Below are 25,134 nucleotides of genomic sequence, written 5' to 3'. Positions count from 1 at the left end.
CTGGGCCTGGGGTAACGATGGAAGGGTGCCGAGCTGACGACCGCTGAACCCTGGATCAGGCGGCCGCCGCCACCAGATCCTGGGTGGCCTGCTGGATCGTTGTGGCAATTTCGGCCACGTCTTCCCAGGGAAGGTTGAGATCCGTGCGGCCGAAGTGGCCGTAGGCGGCCACATCCTGGTAGAAGCGGCCGCCCCGCTGAGCGGGCAGTTCCCGCAATTTGAAGGTTTCGATGATGGCGCCGGGGCGCAGATCGAAGTGCTCCTGCACGAGGGCCGTGAGGTTCTCGTCGCTGATGCGGCCGGTGCCGAAGCTCTCCACCAGGATGCTCACGGGCCGGGCCACGCCGATGGCGTAGCTGAGCTGCACTTCCACCTTCTTCGCCAGACCGGCGGCCACCAGGGCTTTGGCCACGTAGCGGGCCGCATAAGCAGCGGATCGATCCACCTTGGTGGGGTCCTTGCCGGAGAAGGCGCCACCGCCGTGGCGGGCATAGCCGCCGTAGGTGTCGACGATGATCTTGCGGCCGGTGAGGCCGGCATCGCCCTGGGGGCCGCCCACCACGAACTTGCCGGTGGGATTGACCAGGAAGCGGGTGGCTGGACCGTCGTCAGTCGCTTCCTTGCGGGGCTGGAGTGCCAGGCCGGCTGTGGCGGGAAGCACCACGTGATCCCAGAGATCAGCGGCAATGCGCTCGCGCAGGGCGTTCTCCTCGCTGATGCCGTCGATCTCGGCGGTGTGCTGGGTGGAGATCAGTACGGTGTCGATGGCCACCGGCTGATTGTTTTCATACACCACGCTGACCTGGGTTTTGCCGTCGGGCAGCAGGTAGCCGATGGTGCCATCGTGACGGACCTCCGCCAGGCGCCTGGCCAGCCGGTGGGCCAGGCTGATCGGCAGCGGCATCAGCTCCGGGGTTTCGTCGCAGGCGTAGCCGAACATGATGCCCTGATCGCCGGCACCCACCAGATCGAGGGGGTCGCCGTCGTGGTCATCGGCTTCGTTCACGCCCTGGGCAATATCGGGCGACTGCTGATCGAGCGCCACCAGCACGGCGCAGCTGTTGGCATCGAAGCCACCGGCGCGGGCGCCCTCGTAGCCGATCTCCTGGATCACACCGCGGACCAGGGTGTTGAAGTCCACCCGGGCGGTGGTGGTCACTTCACCGGTGATCAGGCAGAGGCCGGTGTTCACCACCGTTTCGCAGGCCACCCGTGAGGCGGGGTCCTGGGCCAGTAACGCGTCGAGCACCGCATCGCTCACCTGATCGCAGATCTTGTCGGGATGCCCCTCGGTTACCGATTCAGAGGTAAACACGTAACGGCTCATCCCACGCTGGCTGATGGATCAGGTGAGCAGCTTATTCGGCAACGCTGCAGCCAGACGCTGTTCTGCTCACGCCGCTCGGATCGTCCATCTCCATGACGGCCAGGTCAGACCAGTGCTGCAGCTGTGGAAACAGGGGGTCCAGTGGCGGTCGTCGTTGCCATCCGGCGGTGTACCCGAGGGCGGTGGGAAGCCCTGCCGCCAGAGCCATGCGCAGATCACTGTTGGCATCTCCGATCAGCAGGCACTCGGCCGGCGTCACCTGCAGCAGCGCGCACAGCCCATGCACCGCACCAGGATCCGGTTTGCAGGGCCGGTGATCGGCGCTCCAGCTGGCCGAAAAAAAGCCGCTCAGTCCGTTGTGATGCAGGAAGTGGCGGATTCCAGCGGTGCCGTCGTTGCTGATCACACCACAACGCAGGCCGGCGCCAGAGAGCGCCGTCAGCAGCTCCATCAGTCCGTCGGTGGGGGCCGCAGCGGCGGCACCTTCCCCATGCAGCCCATCGGTGTCGCTGAACACGGCGTTCGCCAGCGCCAACGCCTCGGGCCAGCCGACCTCCACCTGGGCCAGGGCGGTGGCGGTTGAGATCAGATTGTGTTCGCGCGAAGCCACGGCCGTGGTGCCGGCCGGATGCACACCGTGCTGATCAAGGCCATAGGCCCGGCGCAGCAAGGTCTTGAGTTCGGTGCTGCTGCCGTCGTGGGCCCGCTCCGGATGGGCGGCGATCAGGCGCTGCACCGCATGAAAAACCCTGGCTTCGGCCAGGGCGATCAGCAGCGGTTCGCTGTGGCTGAGGGTGCCGTCCTTGTCGAACAGCACCGCCGCGAAGCGGCCGAGGGGCTGGCCGCGCAGCGTCAGGTGGACCATGGGCAATGGGACGGAGGCTGCGCGGTGAAGCAGAACGGAAACGGAAACCGGGTGCCTCAGTCGAGGGTGACGCCCATGGGCTCGTTGTCTTCAGCCTGCTCCAGCAGCATCTGCTTGTAGCGAGCCGCCATTTCCTCGGCCTTGTCGAACACCTTCTGGGGGTCGGTGAGCATGTCGCCGGGTTCGGGCTCGAGGGCTTTGGTGGAGAGGGAGATCCGGCCCCGCTCGGCGTCGAGGTCGATGATCATCACCTTCATCTGGTCGTTCACATTCAGCACCGTGTGGGGTGTCTCAATGTGCTCGTGGCTGATCTCGGAGATGTGCAGCAGGCCGCTGACGCCACCGATGTCGATGAAGGCGCCGTAGGGCTTGATGCCACGCACGGTGCCGATCACCACTTCGCCAACCTCGAGGCGGTTCATCTTGCGCTCCACCAGGGCGCGGCGATGGCTGAGCACCAGGCGGTTGCGCTCTTCGTCCACCTCCAGGAACTTGAGGGGGAGGAAGTCGGCCACCAGCTCTTCTTTGGCCTTGCGGGTGCTGATGTGGCTGCCGGGGATGAAGCCGCGCAGACCTTCAACCCGTACCAGGGCACCACCGCGGTTGGTGGCGAACACCTCGGAGTGAATGGTGGCGTCTTCCTTCTGCAGCTGCCGCACCCGCTCCCAGGCACGCTGGTACTCGATGCGACGGATCGAGAGGGTGAGCTGGCCGTCTTCGTTCTCCTCGCTGAGGATGAAGAATTCGCGCACCTCCCCGGGTTCGAGTACGTCGCTGAGCGCCTCGACCCGGTTGATCGACACCTCCTGCAGAGGCATGAAGGCGGCCGTCTTGGCGCCGATGTCGATCATGGCGCCCTTGGGCTCCATGGCGAACACGGTGCCGTTCACCACGTCACCGGGCTTGAAGTTGTAGTCGTATTTGCTGAGCAGTGCTGCGAATTCATCCAGGGTGAAGCCCACACCATCCAGGTCGCGGCTCACGGCACGGCTGCTGGGGTCATCGGCGCTGGGCACCTCTTCCGGAATGGCCAGATCGAGGTCGGTGGCAGTGTCGGCATCGAAGGCCTGATCCACGTCTGCAGCGATCTCGGCCGTGCTCTCAAGAGCGCTGGCTTCGGAAGGGGTTACGGTCATCGTGAAACGGCGGTCTGCCGGTGGCAGATGGGAAGGGTGCGTTGCGTCCGCCCGCCAGCGAAACCAACGCAATCTCCCAACCTACAGGCAGGCCGTCCCGTTCTGGCCATCAGGCCATCCCATGCGTGTCGTCTGACTCAGCCCACGGCGGCCAGGGAGACAGGCTCCAGGCTCTCCTTGCTGCTGGTCTCCCGACGGCTGAGCCCATCGAGGGCTGCCACAAAATCGCTGATGCCCTGGAACTGGCGGTACACCGAGGCGAAGCGCACATAGGCCACTTCGCTCAGATCCCCGAGACGTTGCAGCGCCAGTTCACCGATCTCAGCACTGGGGACCTCGCGTCCACCCCGCTGCTGCAGCTGCACTTCGATCTCTTCCACCACACTCTCGAGGCAGGCTGGTTCGATGCCGGTCTTCTCGCAGGCGCGGATCAGGCCATGCAACACCTTGTGGCGGCTGAAGATCTCACGACCGCCGCTCCGCTTCACCACGGTGATCGGTACGGTTTCGACCCGCTCATAGGTGGTGAAGCGAAAGCTGCACTCCAGGCATTCGCGGCGGCGCCTGACGCTGCGCCCGACATCGGCCGCACGGGATTCGAGCACCCGACTGTCCGTGTGTTGGCAGGAGGGACATTGCATCCCTGAAGGTGCGACGCGAATTTTTTTAGCTTAGACAGCGATCCTCTGATTCGGCAATAGCCAGCGGGGCGACAGATGCTGCCCGGTGTTGCAACAGTCACGGAACATTGCTCCAGATCGCATGGCTTTGCCAGGTGCTGCCAAGAAAAAACCCCCGCCTTGGCGGGGGTTGGAAGCGACCCTGGAGCCGCAAGTGAACTCTCACTTACCGATCTTCGGGGGATCGCGGAAGGCGATGGCGAAGAACAGGGTGGCGATGGCCAGCGTGAGGATCAGGATGTAAGCGAAGCTCTCCATGGGTTACCTCGAAGGAACTGGCGGTCAGCTGAGCGGGGAGCCGGCAGGAGGTGCATAGCCCTCCGGCAGACGACGGGTGGAGCGGTCTCCCAGTTTCTGGAAGAGACCGAATTCCACCTGCTCGCCGAGATCGGGGTCGATGCCGGCGAACACATCGCGGTAGAGGGTGCGAGCACCGTGCCAGATATGGCCGAAGAAGAAGAGCAGCGCGAAGGTGGCGTGGCCGAAGGTGAACCAGCCACGCGGAGAGCTGTGGAAGGTGCCATCGGAGTGGTAGCGCTCGAGGTCGAATTCGAAGGCTTCACCCAGCTGGGCCTTGCGAGCCAGTCGCTTGACGTCTGCAGGATCGGTGTAGGTCTGGCCATTGAGTGCGCCTCCGTAGACCGTCGCGGTGACGCCGGTCTGTTCGAAGGAGTACTTGGCTTCAGCCCGGCGGAACGGGATGTCGGCGCGCACGATGCCGTCTTTGTCCTGGAGAACCACGGGGAAGTTCTCGAAGAAGTTGGGCAGGCGGCGCACTTCCAGATCACGGCCCTCCTTGTCTGTGAAAGAGATGTGGCCCAGCCAGCTGGTGGGCAGGCCATCGCCATTCACCATCGGACCGACGCGGAACAGGCCACCCTTGGCAGGGCTATTGCCCACGTAGTCGTAGAAGGCGAGCTTCTCAGGAATGGCGGCATAGGCCTCGGCCTTGCTGGCACCGTTGTCGAGTGCGGTCTGAACGCGACGGTTGATCTCGGTCTTGAAGTAGCCCTGATCCCACTGGTAGCGGGTGGGACCAAACAGCTCGACAGGGGTGGCGGCGGCGCCGTACCACATGGTTCCTGCCACCACAAAGGCTGCAAAGAACACGGCGGCAATGGCACTGGCGAGCACCGTTTCAATGTTTCCCATCCGCAGAGCCTTGTAGAGGCGTTCCGGCGGTCGGGTGGTGATGTGGAAGATGCCGGCGATGATCCCCACGATGCCCGCGGCAATGTGGTGGGCCACGATGCCGCCCGGGTTGAAGGGGTTGAAGCCCTCCGGTCCCCAGGCAGGTTGAACAGCCTCCAGGTGACCGGTGACGCCATAGGGGTCAGAGACCCACATGCCGGGACCGAAGACGCCGGTCAGGTGGAAGGCACCGAAGCCAAAGCAGCCGAGGCCGGCCAGAAGCAGGTGGATCCCGAAGATTTTGGGCAGATCCAGGGCCGGCTCACCGGTGCGTGGGTCCTGCCAGATCTCCAGATCCCAGAAGGTCCAGTGCCAGATGGCGGCGAGGAAGAGCAGGCCACTGAAAATGATGTGAGCAGCAGCCACACCTTCGAAGCTCCAGAAGCCTGGATCCACACCGGTCTCACCGGTGATGCTCCATCCACCCCAGCTGCCGGTCACGCCCAGACGCGCCATAAAGGGCATCACGAACATGCCCTGGCGCCACATGGGGTTGAGCACCGGGTCGGAGGGATCGAAAATGGCGAGCTCATAGAGCGCCATGGAGCCGGCCCAGCCGGCAACCAGAGCGGTGTGCATGAGGTGCACGGCGAGCAAACGGCCCGGGTCGTTGATCACGACCGTGTGCACCCGATACCAGGGCAATCCCATGGGGGTTAGGTCCGGGGAAACAGGGAGCTGGCCCAACCCCATCCGGTCGATGGGGTTGGGCCAGCAACGATTGACCCATTGGCGGGGAATTGCCATTGAGTCGATCAGTGCTGGTGATCGTAAGGGTTGTTCCCGGTCCGGCGGGAGCCTGAGTTACGGAGCGCAACTGCCGGTTTCAGAATGGGGGCTGAGCTGGATAGACGCCATGCCCGTGATCCGATTCGTGCGTGAAGGTCAGGATGTGGAGTGTTACCCGGGTGAGAACCTGCGCGAGGTGGCCTTGCGCCAGGGGCTGGAGCTCTATGGCCTCAAGGGCAAGCTCGGCAACTGCGGCGGATGCGGCCAGTGCATCACCTGCTTTGTCGAGATCGTCGAAGACCCGGAGACGCCGTCTGCCCTGAGCCCGCTCACGGCGGTGGAAGAGCAGAAGTTGCGCAGCAGGCCCCAGGGCTGGCGCCTCGCCTGCCAGACCCTCGTGAACCGCTCGGTGCTGGTGCTGACCCGTCCCCAGGTGGGGCTTCCCGATCGCGACCTTCTGCTGGCGCAGGCCAGCCAGCAGCTTCTGCCCGAGGGCCCCACCGCCTGGCCCGCCCCGCCCGAGCCGATCGAAGTGCCAGAGGAGATCCCCGCGGATGACGCCCTGACTGACATGGCAGGGAGCGACCGTCCCGACGATCCGCAGCCGGGCTGAAAGGGTGGCATCGCAACGAGCGATGAAGGGGCTGAAAAGAGGGCTGAATGGCGGTGATACCCTCCCAGCATCTCCGACACTGCTATGGAAACCAACGATCTCGGTTTCGTCGCCAGCCTTCTGTTCGTTCTGGTGCCCGCGGTGTTTTTGATCATTCTTTACATCCAGACCAGTAGCCGTCAGGGCGGCTGATCGGTCTTCGGGTTGATTCGGATCTCCTGCGTCTGAGCTTCAGTTCAAGGCGCCTTAAGGCGTCAGCAGGCCTGGCTCATTCACTCTGGGCCAGGCCTCTGGCTTGCTTGGAGCCTTGATGCCCGTTTTGCCACTGGGTAGCTCTGGCTGTGGCTGAGGTTGCTTTGCCTGGGTGGCCGTGTTTCTTCTGGCAGCTGATTGGCGCTTCTTCTCTTTCCTGGGCGCCATCAGCTCAGGTCTGAGTACCACGCCCTTTGCCTTCCCGGTTTGCTTGCCGGCCTGCTGCGATGGCCCCTGCCACTGCATGACTGTTCCGCGAGAAGGCCAGCCGCTCAGCACAAGAGGCCACGGCTGATCAAGCCGCCGGGCTCTGGCCTCAGTCGGCAGCCTCAGCGACGCCCTTCCGGCTCGCGCACCAGCAGCACCGGGGCTGGTGCATGCACGCGGATGTAATCGCTTACCGAACTGCCCAGCAGTCTGTCGAGGTCGACAAGGGCCTGGGCCACCAGAGGCCTGCGGTCCTGGGAGGCGATCACCAGCAGGTCTGCTTTGGCTTCCTCGGCGGCCGCGCAGACGGTGCGGCCGATGTCGCCGGTGCGGTGCAGGGTCTGCATCTCGACGCCAAAGCCGCGGGCGCGCTGCACGGCCTTTTCCAGCACCTCGTCCACCGGGCTCTTGCCGCCCCGGGATGGCGTGATGTCTTGCCGGGTCACATGGACGCCGATCAGGCTGCCGCCGGGGATGTCGCGCACCAGTTCACAGGCCATGCGTAGGGCGTCGTCACCCACGCCGGTTCCGTCCACGGTCACCAGAACGCGGTTGACGTGGCGGACGTAGAGGTCGTCCCGCACCAGCAGCATCGGGCGGGTGGAGAGCTGGAAGACGTACTGGCTGGCGCTGTTGCTCAGGATCGACTGCAGGCGTCCCAGCCCGCGGGAGCCCATCACGATCAGATCGGCGTTGAGCTCATCGGCCACCTTCAGCACGGTCTGCTTGGTGTCCCCCTGGCGGATGATCGTGTTCACATCGCCGGGGTTGAGTCCAAGCCGCTGCACGGCTTCGGCCACGATGCCCGCAGCTTTTTGCCAGTGCTCCTGGAAGTCTTCGCCGGCCTGCTCGGGCACCACATGCAGCAGGTTGATGCGGGCCTGTCGGCAGGGGGGGATGTCGCGCAGCATGCGCACCATCTCCTCCACATGACCCTTGCCGGAATCGGCGATCAGAAGATTGCGGAACACAGGACAGGTCCAGCTCTGCGGCAGCCTATGGCCGATGGAAGGGTTGACAGCGCCCCCTGGTGCAGACCGTGATGCAGAGACAAATCCCCGCCGCCGGGATCGAGACCGGCACTTCTCCGAATCGTGGATGGTGTCTGCGCCGCCGGGTTCTGCCCCAGCACACCGATCACGCTGGCGTGATGTGGCATGGCGCCTATCTGGCCTGGCTTGAGGAGGCGAGGGTGGAGGCGCTGGCGGCGGCAGGTCTGGCGTACCGGGATCTGGCGGCGCGGGGGCTGGAGCTGCCAGTGGTCTCGTTGACGATCGACTATCGCCAGGCCCTGTTGCATGGCGACACGGTGGAGCTCTGGAGTGAGGTGTTGCCCCGCAGTGGCGTGAGACTTCCGTGGCACAGCCGCTTTCTGGGGCCGGCTGGAGGCCTTGCCGCCGAGGCGCGGGTGGAGCTTGTGCTGGTCGACCTCTCGGCAGGCCCGGAACGTCGCCGGCTGCTGCGTCGCCTCCCGGATGACCTGCACAAAGCGATCGAGCGCCTGGAGATCGGCCCGGATCAGATCAGTGAGTAGTACACTTGTTCTCAGCGGCGAGCGGTTCGTTGGGCGAGTTGGTGTCCGTTGTGTTTGGTGGCCCTGGCGAGCCGCCTCGGGAGTTGTCGGGTGCGCTGCCGCTTCAGGTGCCGCTGCCTTCTGAGCTGCCTTCTTCTGAGTCTCCTGCTGCGTCAGCGCTGGCCTCGCCCCAGCCGATGGTGGGCTGGCCGGCGCGGCGGCGGCTCTGGTGGCGGCTCTGGTGCCGCTGCCCCGGCCTGGGCTGGCAGCGATTGCAGGCCCTCGAGCAGGGCTGCGGGTCCCTGGAGCAGGCCTGGCGGGTGCCCCGCCGTCAGTTGGAGGGTCTGCCCGGCTGGGGGGCTCGGCTGACAGAGCAGGTGGTGGCCTTTCGGCTCTCCTGGGGAGACGATCCCCTTCTGCACCCGGCTTTGTCCCGACCCGAGGATCGGCGCCTGCTGCTGCCCGGCGATCCATCCCTGCCGCCGGCGGTGCGTTGGCTGGAGCGCCCGCCCCTGGCCCTCCACTGGCGCGGGCGGGGCAGCCTCTGGGCACCGCTGCGCCGCCGTCAGGCGGTGGCGGTAGTGGGCACCAGGAGGCCATCCCTGCATGGCCTCACCGTGGCGCGGCAGCTGGGTGAGGCCCTGGCCGGAGCGGGCTGGCCGGTGGTGAGCGGTCTGGCAGAAGGCATCGATGGAGCGGTGCATGACGGGTGCCTGCGCGGCTCAGGAGCGCCGGTGGCGGTGCTGGGGACACCGCTGGATCGGGTCTATCCGCGCCATCACGACCGGCTCCAGCATCAGGTGGGCGAGCGGGGCCTGCTGGTCACCGAACAGCTCCCCGGTGCGGCGGTGCGACCGGGCCATTTCGCCGAACGCAATCGCCTGCAGGTCGCTCTGGCCGCCGCCGTGGTGGTGGTGGAGTGCCCCGAGCGCAGTGGTGCCCTGCATTCGGCCGAACGGGCCTGGCGGGAGGGGCTGCCGCTCTGGGTGGTGCCGGCCGATACGGGCAGGGTTTCTGCCGCCGGTAGCAACCGGCTGCTGGCCCGCGGTGCGACGCCACTGCTGGATCCCGGCGATCTGATCCGTCAGCTGGGGCCCGGCCCCCTGACCCGCAAGGGCACCATGCTCGCTGCCCCGATCGGCAGCGGGGCTTCGGCAGTTGCCTGCTCGGAACCGGCCAAGGCCCTGGTGGAGGCGGTGGGGGCCGGCGCCTCGCTGGAGCAGCTCTGCCATCGCCTCGATCGTCCGGCTGATCAGCTGGTCACCGCCCTGCTGCAGCTCGAACTGACGGGGGTGCTGCACGCTGAGCCGGGCCTCTGCTGGCGACCCTGCTGAGGGGCACAGCATCCTGGAACCAATCAAGGCCGGCCTCGTCGCCGCTTGCCGTTGCGTGGCTCCGTCCAACCCCTTGCACGTCAGCGCCACGGCCTTGCTGGAGTGGCGCCGCCGCTGCCTGGGGCGGGGAGGCCATGCGGCCGACCTCGACTGGTTGCTCGATCTGGCCGGAGGAGTGGCCTGGACTGAGCTGCAGGCCCTGCGGCTTCACCCAGACCGGCAGCTGACCCTGCGCCTGTCGCTTAAGGATCTCGCCGCGCTCTGGAGCCAGCACCTCGCCACGGCCGTGCCGCTGCAATATCTGGTGGGCCTTTGCCCCTGGCGCGATCTGCAGCTCCAGGTGGCGCCAGGGGTGCTGATCCCCCGCCAGGAGACCGAGTTGCTGGTGGAGCTGGCCCTGGCGATCGGCCAGCCCGCCGACTCTTCCCTGCTCTGGGCCGATCTCGGCACCGGTTCGGGCTGCCTGGCCCTGGCCCTGGCACGTGCCTGGCCCGCCAGCCGTGGACTGGCGGTGGACCTGAGCGCTGAGGCCCTGGCGATCGCTCGCAGCAACTGGCAGCTCGGTGGTGTGCAAGAGCAGATCACCCCCCTGCAGGGCCACTGGTGGGAGCCGCTGCGGCCCTGGTGGGGCCGCCTCGATCTGGTGGTGGCCAATCCCCCCTACATCCCGAGTGCGGTTGTCGACACTCTCGATCCGGTGGTGCACGATCACGAGCCCCGCCTGGCCCTCGATGGCGGTGCTGATGGTCTGGCGGCCCTGCGCTGCATTGCCGCCAACGCTGCTGAGGCCCTGGCACCCGGTGGCCTGCTGCTGCTGGAGCATCACCATGATCAGAGTGATGCCGTTCTGGCCCTGCTCGGCGATGCCGCCCTGCAAGATGTGGAGGCCGCAGCGGACCTGGAGGGGACTCTCCGTTTCGCGCTGGCCCGGCGTGCCCCACAGCCGCCAGCTGCCCGCTAGACCCTGGGCGCCGACGCGGTTTTCGTCCGCCACCCCTCCATGCCCGTGTTCGATGCCCCTGCCCTGGCGGCGCGATTGCAGCAGGGGGGTGCGGCCCTCCTCCCCACCGACACCCTGCCGGCCCTGGCAGCGCGGCCTGAGCACGCAGCCCAGATCTGGCGTCTCAAGCACCGGCCCCCGGACAAACCGCTGATCCTGATGGCGGCGGATCTGGATCAGTTCCTCCGCTGCCTGGCTCTGGTGTGGCAAGAGGAGTGGCTCGCCCTGGCCGAGCAGGGGTGGCCCGGGGCGCTCACCCTGGTGCTGCCGTGCCGCGGCGCCCTGGTGGAGGCGCTCCATCCCGGCGGCCACAGCCTCGGGCTGCGGGTGCCGGACTGTGCGACCACCCTCTCCCTGCTGCGCTTGAGCGGCCCTCTGGCCACCACCAGTGCCAACCGGTCAGGGGAACCGGCGGCCACCACTGCAGAGGAGGCGGTTGATCAGTTTCCGGACTTGCCCCTGCTGGCTCCCCTGCCTTGGCCGGCGGCATCGGGGCAGGCCAGCACGGTGGTGGCCTGGAGAGAAACGGGAGGCTGGCAGGTGCTGCGGCAAGGTGCTCTACTGCCGTCAGCGCTGCGGCACCTCTGAACGATGGCGATTCTGGCCCTGGTGGTGGTGCTGACCATGGCCGTGGTGCACTGGTTTCTGGCCCCGCTGATGGGGATTGGTTCTGAGTTGTTCAACCTGGCGCCCCTGGGTTGGTTTGTGCTGGCCGCCGCTGTCTGGCTGTTTGCCGGCGAGCGCTGACCAGCAATGAGGGATCAGTGTGCGTCCTCCGCCATTGCCGAACATCGATCATCGAAAAGTCGTCACTGAACACCCATCACCGCACAGCAGTCGCTGATCATTCACTGGGTGCAGCATTCAGGGGAGCCTGCATGCCAGTCGCTGCGTGGCGGATACAGTTGCGGCCAGCCTCCTTGGCCGCATAGAGGGCTGCATCCGCTTCCCGCAACAGTGCGTCGAAGCTGCCTGAATCGCCATGGCAGATGGCGATGCCGATCGAGGTTGTGATGTGCAACGTCGATACGGATCTCGATAGGGATTCCTCCTGGTCGGCATTCTCCAGCATGGGGATCGACATGGCTGAAACGGCCTGGCGCAGTCGTTCGGCCAGGGTCTCGGCCTGGCAACGGTCGGTGTTGGGGAGAAGGGCCAGGATTTCCTCGCCGCCCCAGCGGGCGAGGGTATCGGTGTTGCGCAGTTCCGTCTGGCAGATGCGGCTGAAGGCCACCAGCACAGCATCGCCCACCAAATGGCCGTACTGGTCATTGACCGATTTGAAATGATCCAGATCCAGCATCAGGATCGCCAGCGGAATACGGTGACGCTGCCACCGCGCCAGTTCGTAACTGGCCAGCTCCTCAAGGCTGCGGCGATTGGGCAGGCCGGTGAGGCTGTCGGTGCGGGCCAACAGCTCAAGTTCAGCGCTGTGACCCTGCACCTCCTCGTAGCGGATCCTGCGCAGTAGCCGGGTATAGGCAAGGCTCAGGGCCAGAAGTGCTGTGCTCAGGTAGAGCGCCACCAGAAGCGTCCAGCCCCTGCCCTTCCCCAGAAACTCGTGGGTCTGGAGGGTCTTCTGCGGGATCTGGATGAGCAAGACCCAGGGCCACTCCTTGGGTTCGATGGCCAGAATCCGTCGGCTCGGACGGATCTCGCCATCCAGTGGCTGGGCAAGGAGCCGCCTGGTCTTCAGCGGGTTCACCTGGAAAAAGATGAACAGGCCTTGATGGTCTGTCTGAAGGGAGGCTGGGACGAGCCCCTCGTTGAACAACTTGCGTCGGATCGCGAGCCAAGTCCTTGGATCCGCTCTTGCACTCCGGGTATCGGGGATGCCGATGTTGCCGGATGTTGCAATGAGGCTGTTGATCGGACGGCCCTGGGCATCCAGAATGGCTGTCAACGCGGAGATGTTGTGCAGATGCAGGATTCGCTGTTGTTCCTGCAGCAAAGGGCTGAGAAGAATGTTCACCAGCAGCACAAGTCGAACCCTTCCAGATGAGTCAGCTAATGGAACGGCCAGCCCGATCAGTGGTTCGCAGGATTGCTTGGTCACCGGGTACCAATCCACGGGGCCGACGACAAACTGCCCTGGATCCAAGGACCAGGCCTTCGCCAGTAAGGACTCGTGGCTCTTAGCCAGGTGGAACACGTTGCTAACTCCTCCAGGCCTGGCGCCAGCTTTGCTGGCCCCTCATGTGCCACCGATGTGCCCTGGCGGTTGACCAGGGAGAAGGAGCTGTAGCGGCCATAGGACTCCATGAACGTTCGGAAGATCCCGTTCAGGGGACGTAGCCGTTCTGGCGTGGGGCTGTTCACGGCCTCCCGCACCCATGGCAGCTGGCTGATCACGCGAATGTCAGCCAGCCTTTCGGAGAAGAGCCATTCGATATCGCTCCTGGATTCCTGTAACGCCCCTATGGCTTCCGCTGTCAAGGCGGCTCTCTCTCCTTGCTCGATCGAGCGCACCAACGGCCAGATCGCCAGGCTGACAATCCCGCTCAGCAGGGCTGCGATCGGCAGGAATTCCCTCAGTAGCCGCCGGGGTGGTGCAGAACGCAACAAGTTCGGCATCGAGCTCAATGAACTGGCTATCCTAAAATTATCTTCCCTGCCAGGTTTTTGGACCTAATTGTCACCAACGGATCTTAAAGTTATCGTCCTGGCGAGGACGCTTGACGATCCTCACGGCCACCTGAATCGGTCGCGGCACCGATCGGAGGCAGGACAGCACCGGACAACCACTCGGGCCTCCACTGTGCCGGCGGCAAGGGTTTGCCGATCAGATAGCCCTGAATCACCTGGCAGCCGGCATTGCGTAGCCACTGCAGCTCTTCAGGATCTTCCACGCCTTCGGCGACGGTTTCGAATCCCATGTTTTCGGCCATGTCAAGCACGGAATGCACGATCACCTGAGCCTTGGGATTGTTGTGAATTCCGCGCACGAAACTCTGATCCACCTTGAGCGTATCGAAGCTGAAGTGCTGCAGATAGGAGAGCGAGGCGTAGCCGGTGCCGAAGTCGTCGATGGCGATCTGGATTCCCTGCTTCTGCAGTTCCTGGAAACAGAGGGCCGTTGCCATGGTGTTCTCGACCAGCACGCTTTCGGTGAGTTCCAGTTTCAGCAGAGCCGGGGGGATGCCGGCACGCTCCACGATGCCCAGCAGCTTGGCAACGAACTGAGGTTCCAGAAGTTGATGGGCCGTCACGTTCACGGCAATCTGGATCGCCTGTCCGTCTGCCTGCATCCACTGCTGGATCTGCTGACAGGCGGTTTCCAGAATCCAGTCACCCAGCTCCACGATGAAGCCCGAATGCTCCGCCAGGGGGATGAAATCGCAGGGGGGAACTGTGCCGTGCTGGGGTGACGTCCAGCGGATCAGGGCCTCTGCCGATCGGATCTTTCCCTGGCCAAGATTCAGCAGCGGCTGATACACCAGTCTGAATTCCCTGTTGGCCAGCGCACGGGAGAGATCGAAGCGTTGACGACTCAGCAGCTGGAACTGGCCCTCGCGGAGGATGCTCACCTGCCGCTGCAGAATCTCGTAGACGCCATAGAGATCCACCGGATCGATGCTCTGCATCAGATTGCTCTCGGTGATCAGCCCCACCAGTTCACCGGCATCATTGGCCACCACCATCCGCCTGATGCGAAGTTTCTGCATCCGATCCCGCACGGCCGCCAGGTCGTCGGCGGGGTGAATACAGGCGAGAGGCGCGCTCATCACCTCGTCGACCTGTGTTGTGCTGAGGGAGAGCGCAAACCGGCGCATCTGGAGGATGTCGCGTTCGGTGAGAATGCCGATCGGGCGTTCACGGCTTGGGCCACGCCGGCTGGTTATCAGTTCCGTCACCACAACGCAGCTGATCCCCCGCAGCGCCATGGTCTGAATGGCATGACGCAGCGTGTCCTGGGGGCGCACCGTCACCACGGCGGTGCTCATCACCTCTACAGCCTGTCGAAACCGCAGAAAGAAGGTCTCCTTCAGGACACGATTGAGGCTGGTGATGGTGACGATGCCGGCCGGGTGGTTCCATTCGTCGACGATCGGCAGGTGGCGGATCCGCTGCCGGCGCAGCAGGCTCATGGTCGCCAGGATGTCGAGGCATTCATGCCGCTGCCTGCAGATCACCGGATGGGTCATCACCGCCCCCAACCGGATCTGGTTGGGGGGCAGGTCGCTCAGGGCCCACCGCACCGCGTCCCGTTCAGTGAGAATCCCGACCAGTTGCTGCCCCTCCACTACCAGCACGCAGTTGCCGGTGAGCTGTTCCTCGTCCGTCGAGGCGTCGCGGGCCTCTCGAAGGCTGGAACGCATCACTTCCAGGGCGGCCTCCAGGCTCGCCGTGGTGGGCAGGGTGGGGGGAACCGGCAGGATCGCGCCCTCATGGTCAGGAAGCACCGGAGGCGGCAGTTCTTGGTCGTTGGCCATCGAACCGGTGGGCACCAGGACTGTGGGTCCAGAAAGGTCTGTGAACATCCTGGCCCTTCAGTGGCTCAGGGATGTGCGCTGCCGCTGGCTGCGACGATGGTGGAGCCAGGCGCCTGGCCCTTGAATGCCCGCACCAGGTGCAGACGACCCATGGATGAGTTGCACATCCTTCGGCCGCAGGGCTTCATCAACGCCGATACCGGCGCCGATCTGCGCGACCGTATTCACAGCCTCACGGTGGGTGATCCCCGCTCTGTGCTGATCGACTGCAGTGCCATCACCTTCATGGACAGCAGCGGCTTCTCCTGTCTGATCACCGCATTGAAGAAGCTGCGCCGGCAGGGGCGGGAGCTCTTCCTCTGCAGCCTCAACAGCCAGCTGCGGGTGATTCTGGAGACCACCGGCACCATCCAGGTGTTCCGGATCTTTCCCACCAGTGCCGAGTGCCTGCTGCATGTCGAGCAGGCAGGTCTGCTGGAGGATGGGGAGCGTTCGTTGCCGGCCGGTTGAGGCCGGAGATCCAAGCGATTGGGTCAGATCACTTCCCCAGGACACCGTGGCCTCTGACGGAACGATGGCTCCAGGAATGGTCTGTTCCCGGAGTCAGGAAGCCGGCTAACGGATTTGAACCGATGGCCTTCGCTTTACAAAGGCGGGAACTGTTCGCTGGGACCCCTTGCTGGGCAGCCATCTTGGGTGTGGCTTGCTCGTGTGATTCGGATATTCCTCGGACGGACTGGGTCTAGCAGTCGCTCATATATCCGTCTGCATGGGCGCCCATCCAGGTGAAGGCTAGTAGCCCCGCCACCACGAAAAACCGGAAGAGTCGCTCATTGCTCCTTGGCCAACGTCCACCGGACCCTTGCCGCCAGCAACAAGCCCACCCTCTCCCATAAGTTGCCAGCACCACCGGGCTCTGGGTGGTCCCTGATCCCTGGGAACCTTGCCTTCTGCCCCTGTCAGGGGGCACTGGAGGACCTGGTGCCTGGGCAGCCTGCTCAGCCTTCGAGAAGACGGGCAAATCCCTCTGGATCCAACTAGCTTCCTTCCATACAGGGGCCAGCATTCGAGCCATGAAGGAGCTCCCCAGCCTGGGCCAGCTGGAGACCGTGGATCTCAGGCAAGCCTGGGCCCATGAGGCCCATAGCTTCACCCCTTGGCTGGCAGAGAACCTGAACCGCCTCTCCGCAGCACTGGGGATTCCCCTGGAACTGGAGGGCCAGGAGGTGAGCGTGGGCTCGTTCTCAGCCGATCTGCTGGCCCGTAACCCCCAGGACGGCTCCCTGGTGCTGATCGAGAACCAACTGGAACAAACCGATCACAACCACTTAGGCCAGATCCTCACCTATCTGGCTGGACTTGAGGCCCAGGTGATCATCTGGATCGCCAGCGACTTCCGTGACCCCCATCTCTCGGCGATCAACTGGTTGAACGATCACACCGTCGATCCCTTCGCGTTCTTTGCCGTGCAGGTGAAGGCGGTGCGGATCGGCGATTCAGCCATCGCTCCCCTGTTCGAAGTGATGGCGAAGCCCAACGGCTGGGACCGGCAGCTCCAGCAGCAGGTGGCCTCCCAAGCCGGTGAGCTCTCGGCCTTGGGCCAGTTCCGCCTGGCCTTCTGGAGCAAGCTGCTGGAGCTCCACCCCGAACAGGCCCAGTGGGGTTCCGCGAATGCGGCCAGCTCCCGTTGGCATCCGCTCAAGAACAGCAGCCTGGTGGTGGTGACCTACATCTCGGTGGACTGCTGCGGCATCTTCGTGCGCGGCAGGCGTGGGCAATCCCTGGAGGAGTCCAGGGACTTGCTGTTGCAGCATCAGCAGGAGCTCGAGCAGCGCTTGGCCGTACCGATCAGCGACGGCGAGGGCTACGGACTTTCGCAATCGCTGGATGCCGATGCCCGCGAGCCAGCCACCTGGCCAAAGCTGGCGGCCTGGCTTGTCAGTCGCCAGCAGGCCTACGTGGAGGCCCTGGAAGAGATCGTGTCCACCCCCCTCGAAACCCAGCCATGAGCGCCGCCGTTCTCGCCCCCGGAGCCCGCATCGAGTGCCGTAGCGCCGAGTGGATGGTGCGCAGCCTGGGCCGCAGCTCCGATGGCAAGCAGGTGGTGGATGTGGTGGGGGTCTCGGCCTTCCTGCGGGAGAAGGAGGCTCGCTTCATCGTGGAGGTGGAGCAGGCGGCAGGCAGCTTCAAGGTGCTGCAGCCGGAAGACACCGAGCTGGTGGCTGACCCCTCTCCCCAGTACCGCGACAGCCTGCTGTTCATTGAGGCCCATCTGCGCCGCACGGTGCCCACCGACGGCTCCCTGGTGGTGGGCCATCGGGCGGCGATGGACGTGATGGACTTCCAGCTGCAGCCGGCCGCCAAGGCCCTGGCGATGCCGCGGCAGCGGCTGTTGATTGCCGATGCGGTGGGGCTCGGCAAGACGCTGGAATGCGGCATCCTCTGCAGCGAGCTGATCCGCCGCGGCCGGGGCAAACGGCTCCTGGTCGTCACCACCAAGAGCATGCTGGTGCAGTTCCAGAAGGAGTTCTGGACACGCTTCTCGATCCCCCTGGTGCGCCTCGATTCCGTGGGGATCCAGCGGATTCGCGAGCAGATCCCCACCAACCAGAATCCCTTCCACTACTACGACAAGGCGATCGTGTCGGTGGACACGCTCAAGAACGACCGCGAATACCGCTACTACCTCGATAGCGCCAGCTGGGACATCATCGTGATCGATGAATGCCAGAACGTGGCCGAGCGCGGCAAGAGTTCGGCGCAGAATTCGCAACGGGCCCGCCTGGCGAAGCGACTGGCCACCCGTTCCGACACGCTGATCCTGCTGTCGGCCACCCCCCACGACGGCAGCTCAAGGAGCTTCGCCAGCTTGATGAACATGCTCGATGCCACGGCGATCGCCGATCCGAGCCACTACACCAAGGACGACATCAAGGATCTCTACGTGCGGCGCTTCCGCAAGGACGTGATCGCCGACCTGCGCAAGACCGTCAAGGAGCGGGAGAGCATGGACGTGGAGTGCCAGGCGAGCGAGCGGGAAGAGCGGGTCTTCGCCCTGCTGGCTGATCTGAAGCTGCCCGACACCGATGCCAAGGCCAAGGCGGGCCAGCTGTTCCGCACCACCCTGGCCAAGAGCATGCTCTCCAGCCCGATGGCGGCGCTGGAAACGGTGCGCAATCGCCTCAAGCGGCTACGGGCTGGGACTACGCCGGCTCCAGCTGATATCGCAGCCTTGGAGCCCCTGGAACCCCTGCTGGTGGCGATCGGCGCCGAAGACTTCTCCAAGTACCAGCGCCTGCTGCAGCTGATCCGCACCGATTGGAGCTGGAAGGGCAAGGACCCGAAGGACCGGCTGGTGATCTTCACGGGGCGGCGCGAAAGCCAGCGCTTCCTGGTGGAACACCTCCCCCAGGACCTGGGCCTGCCGAAGGGCGCCGTGGTTCAGCTGGATGGGGCCATGCCCGATGTGGAGCAGACGCAGGTGGTGGAGCAGTTCGCCCAGGAGAAAGAGGCGGTGCGGATCCTGGTGGCCACCGAAGTGGCCTCAGAAGGCCTGAACCTGCACTACCTGAGCCATCGGCTCGTGCACTTCGACATCCCCTGGTCGCTGATGACGCTGCAGCAGCGCAATGGCCGCATCGATCGCTATGGCCAGCCGCAGCAACCCCAGATCCGCTACCTGCTCACGGCCTCCCGCAGCGAAGGCATGGGCGACACCGAGAAGATCCTGCGGGTGCTGATCAGGAAAGATGCGCAGGCCCAGCAGAACATCGGCGATCCCTCGGTGTTCCTGCGGGTCTTTGATCCGGCGGCGGAAGAGATCGAGATTGAGAAAGCGGTGGAAGCTGGCGACGCCTCGGGACTGGAAGCGCGGATGGATGCCAACGCAGCGCCCTATCTGGAGGCATCCGCCGGTGATGGTCTGTTCGATGAGCTGTTTGGCAGTAGTGATGGGGGGAACACCTCCGCTGGTGAAGTCATGCCTGATGAGCCCGTCCCGGCAGTCCAGCGCAGCCAAGCCTTCAGCCTGTTCCCAAGCCTCTGGAGCTATGTGGAGCGCTCTCTGGAGGCGGTGAGCGAGCAGATGGAGCGCCGCGGCGAAACGCTCGATCTCAAGCCTTATCCGGCGGAGGAGCGCCTCGAGCTCACCCCACCGAAGGATCTGCAACGTCGCTACGACCGCTACCCCCGCGAGCTGCAGCCGCCCCGCGGCCAGCGCCTGGCGCTGAGCACCGATCCGGAAGCCCTGCAGCGCGCCCTGGAGCAGGCCCGCCGGCAGGACAGCTCCTGGCCGGAACTGGAATACCTCTGGGATCTACACCCGTTGGTCGACTGGCTGGCTGACCGCGGCCAGATCGCTTTCTCCCGCCACCAAGCGCCGGTGCTGCAGCTCAGCGAAGGGCTTGAGCCGGGTGAGGTGGTGATGGTGCTGCAGGGCACGATCCCCAACCAGCGCGGTGTGCCGGTGGTGCAGGAGTGGGTGGCCGTGTGCTTTGCGGGCACCGGCTTGCGGGTAGCGGCGGTGGAGCCGTTCCAGGCCGTGGCCGAGCGGCTGAAGCTGGGACGCCACAGCTACGCGAACCCGGGAGCGGCCATCGCCGACTCCCTCAAGCAGCAACGCAAGGTGGCCGTGGATGCGGCCCACCAGTACCTACTGGAATGCCGTGAGCAGTGGAAACAGTGCATGCAGCCGGAGCTGGAGGCCCAGCGGCAGCGCCTGCGCCGCTTGCGAGGCAGGCAGGTGGAGCAGTTGGAGCTGGCCTACGCCGCCGATGAGAAAAGCCGCCAACAGGTGAAAGACAAGAAACGGGATGAACGAATGAAGGCCATCGATGTGTGCTTCCAGGATCACGAGCGCTTCGTGGAAGAGGTGATGACAATCGAACCGGCGCCTTACCTCAAGTTGGTGGCCGTGCTGCACCGCGAGGGTTGAACCAATGGCACTACCCGGCATCAGTAACGCCAACGAGTTCTATTCCGCCCACTACCTCGAGAGCGTGCTCACGGGCGACATCAAGAAGGTGCGCGAGCGCTGGGCCGACCAGGCCAAGGCCGAGCAGGAGGCACACCCCACTGCTGAGATCAGCACCCCGGAGCAACGCTTCAAGGCCCTACGCAAACCCTGGCAGAAGCTGCGGGAAGCGGAGCAGGGAATCACCAAGGACCCCGCCGAGCGGCTCAGGTTGCAGCGGGAGCTGTTCTTCCAGCCACTGCTGGAGGCACTCGGCTATCCCTATGAACCCAAGGCCGAGCCGGTGCTGATCGGCGGGGATGCCTATCAGGTGCCACTGCTTGCGGAGGTGCCTAATGCCAAAGGCGACCCCTGGCTGTGGGTTGTGGAGTGCTTCAACCCCAGCGATGAGGCAGCCGACCCGCTGGATCTCACCATCGCCACCAGCTGGGCCACTCAAGTCGCCGACATCACAGACGGCAAGGTGGTGCTTGGCATGGACGGCCAACCCTGCGAAACCTGGCAGGAGCTGATCAGCGAGCGGGTGTTCGGCCAGGAGACCCCGCCGCGTTGGGTGCTGGCAGTGAGCCGCGACCAGCTGCTGCTGATCGATCGCCAGAAGTGGGCCGCTTCACGGCTGCTGCGCTTCGAGCTGGAAACCTTGCTGGGGGAGAACAACCCCGACGCCCTGCTGGCCGCGGCCACCTTGCTGCACCGCGAACACACCTGTCCGAGCGGGGGTGGCACGCCGCTCCTCGATGAGCTGGACGAGAACAGCCACAAGCACGCCTACGAAGTTTCCACTGATCTCAAGTACGCCTTGCGCCGCTCGATTGAGCTGCTGGGCAATGAGGCCATCACGTGGCTGAAAACCAAGGCCCGCGAAGGGGTCTACAAGGGCGAAATCGACGCCCAGGCCCTTACCTTTGAGTGCCTCCGGTACATGTATCGGTTGCTGTTTCTCTTCTACATCGAAAGCCGGCCTGATCTGGGCTATGCGCCGATGGGCAGCGACGTGTATCGCCTCGGCTACAGCCTCGAGAGCCTGCGCGACATGGATTCTGCCGAGCTGGGGACTGAGGAAGACAAGGAGAGCACCTACATCAGTGATTCGTTGGATCGGCTGTTCCAGATGATCTGGGAGGGCTACCCCAAGCGCGATGACGAAACAGCCCAGCTGCCCCTAGCCGATGCGGAGGACCCCTTCCACGACAGCTTCCGGCTGACGCCGCTCAAGGCGCATCTGTTCGACCCAGAGCGTGTGCCCACCTTGAACCGGGTGCGCTTCCGCAACGTGGTGCTGCGGGAGGTGATCGAGCTGATGTCGCTTACCAAGGAGGGCAAGGGAAAACGCCGCGGTCGGGTGAGCTACTCGCAACTGGGTATCAACCAGCTGGGAGCGGTGTATGAGGCCCTGCTCAGCTTCCGCGGCTTCTTCGCAGAACTAGACCTCTACGAGGTTCAGCCGGCTCCGAAGAAGAAGAGCGCCAGCAGCGACGACGAGGGAGAGGAGGACCCCGGCGGTGACGACGAGGCCGATGGCAATGGCGCTCCCAAGGCCAGCGGCCAGGAACACGACGAACTGGATGTGGGCCACTTCGTGACCGCCGAGCGGCTCACGGCCTACAAGGCCAACGAGATCGTGGTGGACCCCAAGACCGGCAGTGCCAAGTGCTACCCCAAGGGCAGCTTCATCTACCGCCTGGCCGGCCGCGACCGGGAGAAGAGCGCCAGCTACTACACGCCCGAATCGCTCACCCAGTGCCTGGTGAAGTACGCCCTCAAGGAACTGCTGCCCGGCAAATCCGCGACCGAGATCCTGGAGCTGAAGGTGTGCGAGCCGGCCATGGGTTCGGCGGCGTTCTTGAACGAGGTGGTGGACCAGCTGGCCCAGTCCTACCTAGAGCTGCGCCAGCAGGAAACGGGCCGCACGATTAGCCATGAGCGCTACAACACCGAGCTGCAGAAGGTGAAGATGCGCCTGGCCGACCGTAATGTGTTCGGCATCGACCTCAACCCAGTGGCGGTTGAGCTGGCAGAGGTGAGCCTGTGGCTCAACAGCATCTACCAACCGGAGAACGGCCGCGCCTTCGTGCCCTGGTTCGGCCAGCAGCTGCATGTGGGCAATTCCCTGATCGGCGCCCGTCGCCAGATTTATCGGGTGAGCCAGCTCCCCACCGGCACGGGCCGCAAGGCCACTCCTCCCAAACTCTGGCATGAGCACGCCCCCGAGGAACTGGCCTGGGAGGCGCCCCTGCCGGAGGACGCAATCTTCCATTTCCTGCTGCCTGATCCGGGCATGGCCGCCTATGGCGACAAGGTGGTCAAGGGACTGGTGCCCGAGCAGATCGAACGCTGCAAGCGCTGGCAGGCCGCGGCCATCAAGGCACCGTTCAGCGAGCAGCAGATCCGCACCCTGCAGCGGCTGAGCCGCCTGGTGGACGGGCTGTGGCAGCAGTGGATCCCGGAGCTGGCACAGGTGAGGGAGCGCACCACCGATCCACTGCCGGTGTGGGAGGAACCGGGTGATGGGGCCAAGGGAGAGGCCAAGCCCCTGAGCCTGAAGGACCGCATCCAGGCCCAGGAGGTGGCAGGCGATGGCGTGGCAAATGCCAACGCACGGCTGCGGCTGAAGCTGGCGATGGACTACTGGTGCGCCCTGTGGTTCTGGCCGCTGGATCAGGCGCGGTTGCTTCCCAGCCGGGAGGAATGGCTCAATGATCTGAGTTGTGTTCTTGGGGACATCGAATCGGTGCTGGAAGGGGAGGAAGGGCAGCTGCAGCTACTGCCCGATACCCAACCCAAACAGCTGGCTGTGGATTTCTCCGATCGCCACGGGTACGTGAACAAGGCCAAGCTGCTGGATGATCTCCCGCGCCTGAAGCTGGTTGAGGCCACCACCGAACGGCAGCGCTTCCTGCATTGGGATCTGGAGTTCGCCGATGTGCTCCAGGGCGGCGGCTTCGATCTGTTCGTGGGCAACCCGCCCTGGCTAAGAGTGGAGTGGGAGGAGAAGGGGATTATCGGCGATGTGGACCCTATGGTGCTGGTGCGCAAGCTCAGCGCCAGCGATCTGGCCAAGGTGCGCACCGAGGCCTTCGCGGATCATCCCCCTCTACAGGCGGCGTATCTGGAGGAGTACGTGGGCTTGGCGGGCAGCCAGGCGTTTCTCAAGGCGGTGGCAAACTACCCGCTGCTAAAGGGCAGTCAGACCAACCTGTTCAAGTGCTTCCTGCCCCAGGCCTGGCGGGCGGCGTCAACACATGGAGTGAGTGGCTTTCTGCATCCGGAGGGGGTGTACGACGACCCTAAGGGTGGGGCTCTGCGGGAGGTTCTCTATGGGCGGCTGCGCAATCACTTCCAATTCGAGAACGAACTGATCCTCTTCCCGATTGGAGGAACAAGACGATTCGGCATCAATGTCCATGGATCCCCACGCCAACCTAGTTTTATTCATCTTGCCAACCTTTTCGCGCCCAAGGCGATCGACACATGTTTTAGTCATGACGGGAACGGAACAGTCCCTGGAATCAAGACTGCAGATGGAAGATGGAATACATCTGGTCACCGCCAGCGCCTGATACCGGTGGGCGAGCAGAGCCTGGCCCTCTACGCCCAGCTTTACGACGAACCGAGTACGCCCGCGCGCCAGGCGCGTTTGCCGGCGTTGCATTCCCAGCAACTGCAGAGCGTGCTGGAGAAGTATGCAGCGGTTCCCCAACGCCTGGGTGATCTGCAAAGGGAGTACTACGCCACGGCGATGTGGGACGAAACCAACGCCGTCAAGAAAGACGGCACCATCCGACGCGACACCAGCTTTCCTGTGGATGCCACCGAGCTGGTGCTCTCGGGCCCCCATTTCTACGTAGGCTCACCTCTCTACAAATCACCTCGTGCCATCTGCACGGAAAAGGGCCACTACGACTGTCTCGATCTCACCAGCCTGCCGGACGACTACCTGCCCCGCACCAACTACCGGCCGGATGTAGCGCCGTCTGAGTATAGTGCCCGAACTCCGCAGGTGCCCTGGGGGGAGAAGAAACCGGTTACGGACTTTTATCGGATTGCAGCCCGGGGAATGCTGAGTCAAGCCGGCGAGCGCACCTACATTGCCTCGATCGTTCCCCCTGGAATAGCACACATCCATGGTGTTCAGACAACAGTTCTAAAAAGCACTGAAGCCCTTGTTGCACAGGCAGGCTTTGGTTTCAGCCTGATCGCCGATTTCTTCATCAAGACAACTGGTAGAAGCAATCTTCACTACACCTGGGAATCCTTCCCTCTCCTCCAAAGCAATCCTGAGCTTCAGCTGCGAACCCTCACCCTCAACTGCCTCACCACCCACTACGCCGATCTCTGGAGCGAATGCTGGGATGAAGCCTTCCGCCAGCAACGCTGGGCCAAACAGGATCCCCGCCTCCCCAACGAGTTCTTCACCAACCTCACCCCCACCTGGCAGCGCGATTGCGCCTTGCGCACCGATTACGCTCGCCGCCAGGCCCTGGTGGAGATCGATGTGCTGGTGGCCCAGGCTCTCAAGCTCACCCTCGAAGAACTGATCACCATCTACCGCGTGCAGTTCCCGGTGATGCAGCAATACGAACGCGATACCTGGTACGACCAGAACGGTCGCATCGTCTTCACCGCTAGCAAGGGCCTCTCCGGCGTCGGTTTCCCCCGAAAGGGCTCAGGCCGCGGCGCCAACAAGACCACCGGATGGGAAGACATCCAGGGGATGGCCTCCGGCACCGTCTCCCGCACCATCCTCGATGACACGCTCCCCGGGGGGGGCGTCGAGCGCACGATCATCTATCAGGCGCCGTTTGATCTTTGTGATCGGGTGGGGGACTATCGGATAGCCTGGGAGTTCCTCTCCGCATGAGTCTTGGAGCGATTTTCTGCT

General features: G+C 64.4%; 20 protein-coding genes. 11 read left to right on the top strand and 9 right to left on the bottom strand.

Going from position 1 to position 25,134, the window contains the following annotated elements; translation table 11 throughout:
* Positions 1-55: 55 nt before the first annotated feature.
* From metK to psbB, 6 genes are all read right to left on the bottom strand, one after another.
* On the bottom strand, positions 56-1,327 hold the full coding sequence (gene metK, locus KQ310_RS10550) for a methionine adenosyltransferase (protein ID WP_259721709.1): 1,272 nt from the start codon (positions 1,325-1,327) through the stop codon (positions 56-58).
* A gap of 31 nt (positions 1,328-1,358) precedes the next feature.
* Positions 1,359-2,192 carry an HAD family hydrolase gene (locus KQ310_RS10545; protein ID WP_259721708.1) on the bottom strand — a complete coding sequence of 278 codons (834 nt, stop codon included), beginning with the start codon at positions 2,190-2,192 and terminating at the stop codon, positions 1,359-1,361.
* Positions 2,193-2,248: 56 nt separating this feature from the next.
* A complete protein-coding gene (locus KQ310_RS10540) occupies positions 2,249-3,328 on the bottom strand; it encodes a 30S ribosomal protein S1 (protein ID WP_259721707.1) in 1,080 nt (359 codons plus the stop codon).
* A 137-nt stretch (positions 3,329-3,465) separates the two neighbouring features.
* The gene (nrdR, locus tag KQ310_RS10535; RefSeq protein WP_259721706.1) at positions 3,466-3,969 is read right to left on the bottom strand and encodes a transcriptional regulator NrdR; all 504 of its coding nucleotides are present in this window, start codon (positions 3,967-3,969) and stop codon (positions 3,466-3,468) included.
* A gap of 201 nt (positions 3,970-4,170) precedes the next feature.
* Entirely contained in the window at positions 4,171-4,266 is a 96-nt protein-coding gene (locus KQ310_RS10530; protein WP_006042122.1) for a photosystem II reaction center protein T, read from the bottom strand.
* A 24-nt stretch (positions 4,267-4,290) separates the two neighbouring features.
* On the bottom strand, positions 4,291-5,850 hold the full coding sequence (gene psbB, locus KQ310_RS10525) for a photosystem II chlorophyll-binding protein CP47 (protein WP_259721705.1): 1,560 nt from the start codon (positions 5,848-5,850) through the stop codon (positions 4,291-4,293).
* A gap of 205 nt (positions 5,851-6,055) precedes the next feature.
* Here psbB and KQ310_RS10520 point away from each other — a divergent pair, with 205 nt between their 5' ends.
* Positions 6,056-6,541, top strand: a complete 486-nt coding sequence (locus KQ310_RS10520) for a (2Fe-2S)-binding protein (RefSeq protein ID WP_259721704.1) — start codon at positions 6,056-6,058, stop codon at positions 6,539-6,541.
* An 84-nt stretch (positions 6,542-6,625) separates the two neighbouring features.
* On the top strand, positions 6,626-6,733 hold the full coding sequence (psbM, locus tag KQ310_RS10515; RefSeq protein ID WP_197158811.1) for a photosystem II reaction center protein PsbM: 108 nt from the start codon (positions 6,626-6,628) through the stop codon (positions 6,731-6,733).
* 389 nt (positions 6,734-7,122) lie between these two features.
* On the opposite strand, the gene KQ310_RS10510 is transcribed toward psbM, so the two are convergent.
* Entirely contained in the window at positions 7,123-7,971 is an 849-nt protein-coding gene (locus KQ310_RS10510; RefSeq protein WP_259721703.1) for a universal stress protein, read from the bottom strand.
* 71 nt (positions 7,972-8,042) lie between these two features.
* On the opposite strand from KQ310_RS10510, the gene KQ310_RS10505 reads away from it, so the two are divergent.
* The 5 genes from KQ310_RS10505 to KQ310_RS10485 all read left to right on the top strand — a co-directional run bounded on the left by KQ310_RS10505 (position 8,043) and on the right by KQ310_RS10485 (position 11,594).
* Entirely contained in the window at positions 8,043-8,534 is a 492-nt protein-coding gene (locus KQ310_RS10505; protein WP_259721702.1) for an acyl-CoA thioesterase, read from the top strand.
* A 107-nt stretch (positions 8,535-8,641) separates the two neighbouring features.
* On the top strand, positions 8,642-9,847 hold the full coding sequence (locus tag KQ310_RS10500; protein ID WP_259721701.1) for a DNA-processing protein DprA: 1,206 nt from the start codon (positions 8,642-8,644) through the stop codon (positions 9,845-9,847).
* 55 nt (positions 9,848-9,902) lie between these two features.
* The gene (prmC, locus tag KQ310_RS10495; protein ID WP_259721700.1) at positions 9,903-10,808 is read left to right on the top strand and encodes a peptide chain release factor N(5)-glutamine methyltransferase; all 906 of its coding nucleotides are present in this window, start codon (positions 9,903-9,905) and stop codon (positions 10,806-10,808) included.
* A gap of 39 nt (positions 10,809-10,847) precedes the next feature.
* Positions 10,848-11,435 carry an L-threonylcarbamoyladenylate synthase gene (locus KQ310_RS10490; protein WP_259721699.1) on the top strand — a complete coding sequence of 196 codons (588 nt, stop codon included), beginning with the start codon at positions 10,848-10,850 and terminating at the stop codon, positions 11,433-11,435.
* 3 nt (positions 11,436-11,438) lie between these two features.
* Complete coding sequence (locus KQ310_RS10485) at positions 11,439-11,594, top strand: hypothetical protein (protein ID WP_259721698.1); 156 nt, start codon at positions 11,439-11,441, stop codon at positions 11,592-11,594.
* A gap of 97 nt (positions 11,595-11,691) precedes the next feature.
* On the opposite strand, the gene KQ310_RS10480 is transcribed toward KQ310_RS10485, so the two are convergent.
* Both KQ310_RS10480 and KQ310_RS10475 read right to left on the bottom strand, forming a co-directional pair.
* Positions 11,692-12,552 (bottom strand): GGDEF domain-containing protein, encoded by an 861-nt coding sequence (locus KQ310_RS10480; protein WP_259721697.1) that lies wholly within the window; start codon positions 12,550-12,552, stop codon positions 11,692-11,694.
* A gap of 949 nt (positions 12,553-13,501) precedes the next feature.
* Positions 13,502-15,280: an EAL domain-containing protein gene (locus KQ310_RS10475; protein ID WP_259721696.1), complete on the bottom strand. Its 1,779-nt coding sequence runs from the start codon at positions 15,278-15,280 to the stop codon at positions 13,502-13,504.
* 150 nt (positions 15,281-15,430) lie between these two features.
* Here KQ310_RS10475 and KQ310_RS10470 point away from each other — a divergent pair, with 150 nt between their 5' ends.
* The 4 genes from KQ310_RS10470 to KQ310_RS10455 all read left to right on the top strand — a co-directional run bounded on the left by KQ310_RS10470 (position 15,431) and on the right by KQ310_RS10455 (position 25,113).
* A complete protein-coding gene (locus KQ310_RS10470) occupies positions 15,431-15,790 on the top strand; it encodes an STAS domain-containing protein (RefSeq protein ID WP_259721695.1) in 360 nt (119 codons plus the stop codon).
* 563 nt (positions 15,791-16,353) lie between these two features.
* Positions 16,354-17,289, top strand: coding sequence for a hypothetical protein (locus tag KQ310_RS10465; RefSeq protein ID WP_259721694.1), 936 nt, complete (start codon positions 16,354-16,356; stop codon positions 17,287-17,289).
* Complete coding sequence (locus KQ310_RS10460; RefSeq protein WP_259721693.1) at positions 17,286-20,213, top strand: DEAD/DEAH box helicase; 2,928 nt, start codon at positions 17,286-17,288, stop codon at positions 20,211-20,213. Before KQ310_RS10465 ends, KQ310_RS10460 begins: the two co-directional genes overlap by 4 nt.
* Positions 20,214-20,217: 4 nt before the next feature.
* Complete coding sequence (locus tag KQ310_RS10455; protein WP_259721692.1) at positions 20,218-25,113, top strand: Eco57I restriction-modification methylase domain-containing protein; 4,896 nt, start codon at positions 20,218-20,220, stop codon at positions 25,111-25,113.
* The last annotated feature ends 21 nt before the right edge of the window (positions 25,114-25,134 follow it).

The organism is Synechococcus sp. CS-1328, assembly GCF_025128095.1.
Lineage (GTDB): Bacteria > Cyanobacteriota > Cyanobacteriia > PCC-6307 > Cyanobiaceae > CBW1002.
Note: the sequence above shows the minus strand (reverse complement) of the source record. Positions and strands in the feature narration are given on the sequence as shown.

Excerpts from the sequence above, each read along its gene's own strand:
- metK (WP_259721709.1), bottom strand. The coding sequence starts at position 1,327 with ATGAGCCGTTACGTGTTTACCTCTGAATCGGTAACCGAGGGGCATCCC.
- KQ310_RS10545 (WP_259721708.1), bottom strand. The coding sequence starts at position 2,192 with ATGGTCCACCTGACGCTGCGCGGCCAGCCCCTCGGCCGCTTCGCGGCG.
- KQ310_RS10540 (WP_259721707.1), bottom strand. The coding sequence starts at position 3,328 with ATGACCGTAACCCCTTCCGAAGCCAGCGCTCTTGAGAGCACGGCCGAG.
- nrdR (WP_259721706.1), bottom strand. The coding sequence starts at position 3,969 with ATGCAATGTCCCTCCTGCCAACACACGGACAGTCGGGTGCTCGAATCC.
- KQ310_RS10530 (WP_006042122.1), bottom strand. The coding sequence starts at position 4,266 with ATGGAGAGCTTCGCTTACATCCTGATCCTCACGCTGGCCATCGCCACC.
- psbB (WP_259721705.1), bottom strand. The coding sequence starts at position 5,850 with ATGGGATTGCCCTGGTATCGGGTGCACACGGTCGTGATCAACGACCCG.
- KQ310_RS10520 (WP_259721704.1), top strand. The coding sequence starts at position 6,056 with ATGCCCGTGATCCGATTCGTGCGTGAAGGTCAGGATGTGGAGTGTTAC.
- psbM (WP_197158811.1), top strand. The coding sequence starts at position 6,626 with ATGGAAACCAACGATCTCGGTTTCGTCGCCAGCCTTCTGTTCGTTCTG.
- KQ310_RS10505 (WP_259721702.1), top strand. The coding sequence starts at position 8,043 with ATGCAGAGACAAATCCCCGCCGCCGGGATCGAGACCGGCACTTCTCCG.
- KQ310_RS10490 (WP_259721699.1), top strand. The coding sequence starts at position 10,848 with ATGCCCGTGTTCGATGCCCCTGCCCTGGCGGCGCGATTGCAGCAGGGG.
- KQ310_RS10485 (WP_259721698.1), top strand. The coding sequence starts at position 11,439 with ATGGCGATTCTGGCCCTGGTGGTGGTGCTGACCATGGCCGTGGTGCAC.
- KQ310_RS10475 (WP_259721696.1), bottom strand. The coding sequence starts at position 15,280 with ATGGCCAACGACCAAGAACTGCCGCCTCCGGTGCTTCCTGACCATGAG.
- KQ310_RS10470 (WP_259721695.1), top strand. The coding sequence starts at position 15,431 with ATGGATGAGTTGCACATCCTTCGGCCGCAGGGCTTCATCAACGCCGAT.
- KQ310_RS10465 (WP_259721694.1), top strand. The coding sequence starts at position 16,354 with ATGAAGGAGCTCCCCAGCCTGGGCCAGCTGGAGACCGTGGATCTCAGG.
- KQ310_RS10460 (WP_259721693.1), top strand. The coding sequence starts at position 17,286 with ATGAGCGCCGCCGTTCTCGCCCCCGGAGCCCGCATCGAGTGCCGTAGC.
- KQ310_RS10455 (WP_259721692.1), top strand. The coding sequence starts at position 20,218 with ATGGCACTACCCGGCATCAGTAACGCCAACGAGTTCTATTCCGCCCAC.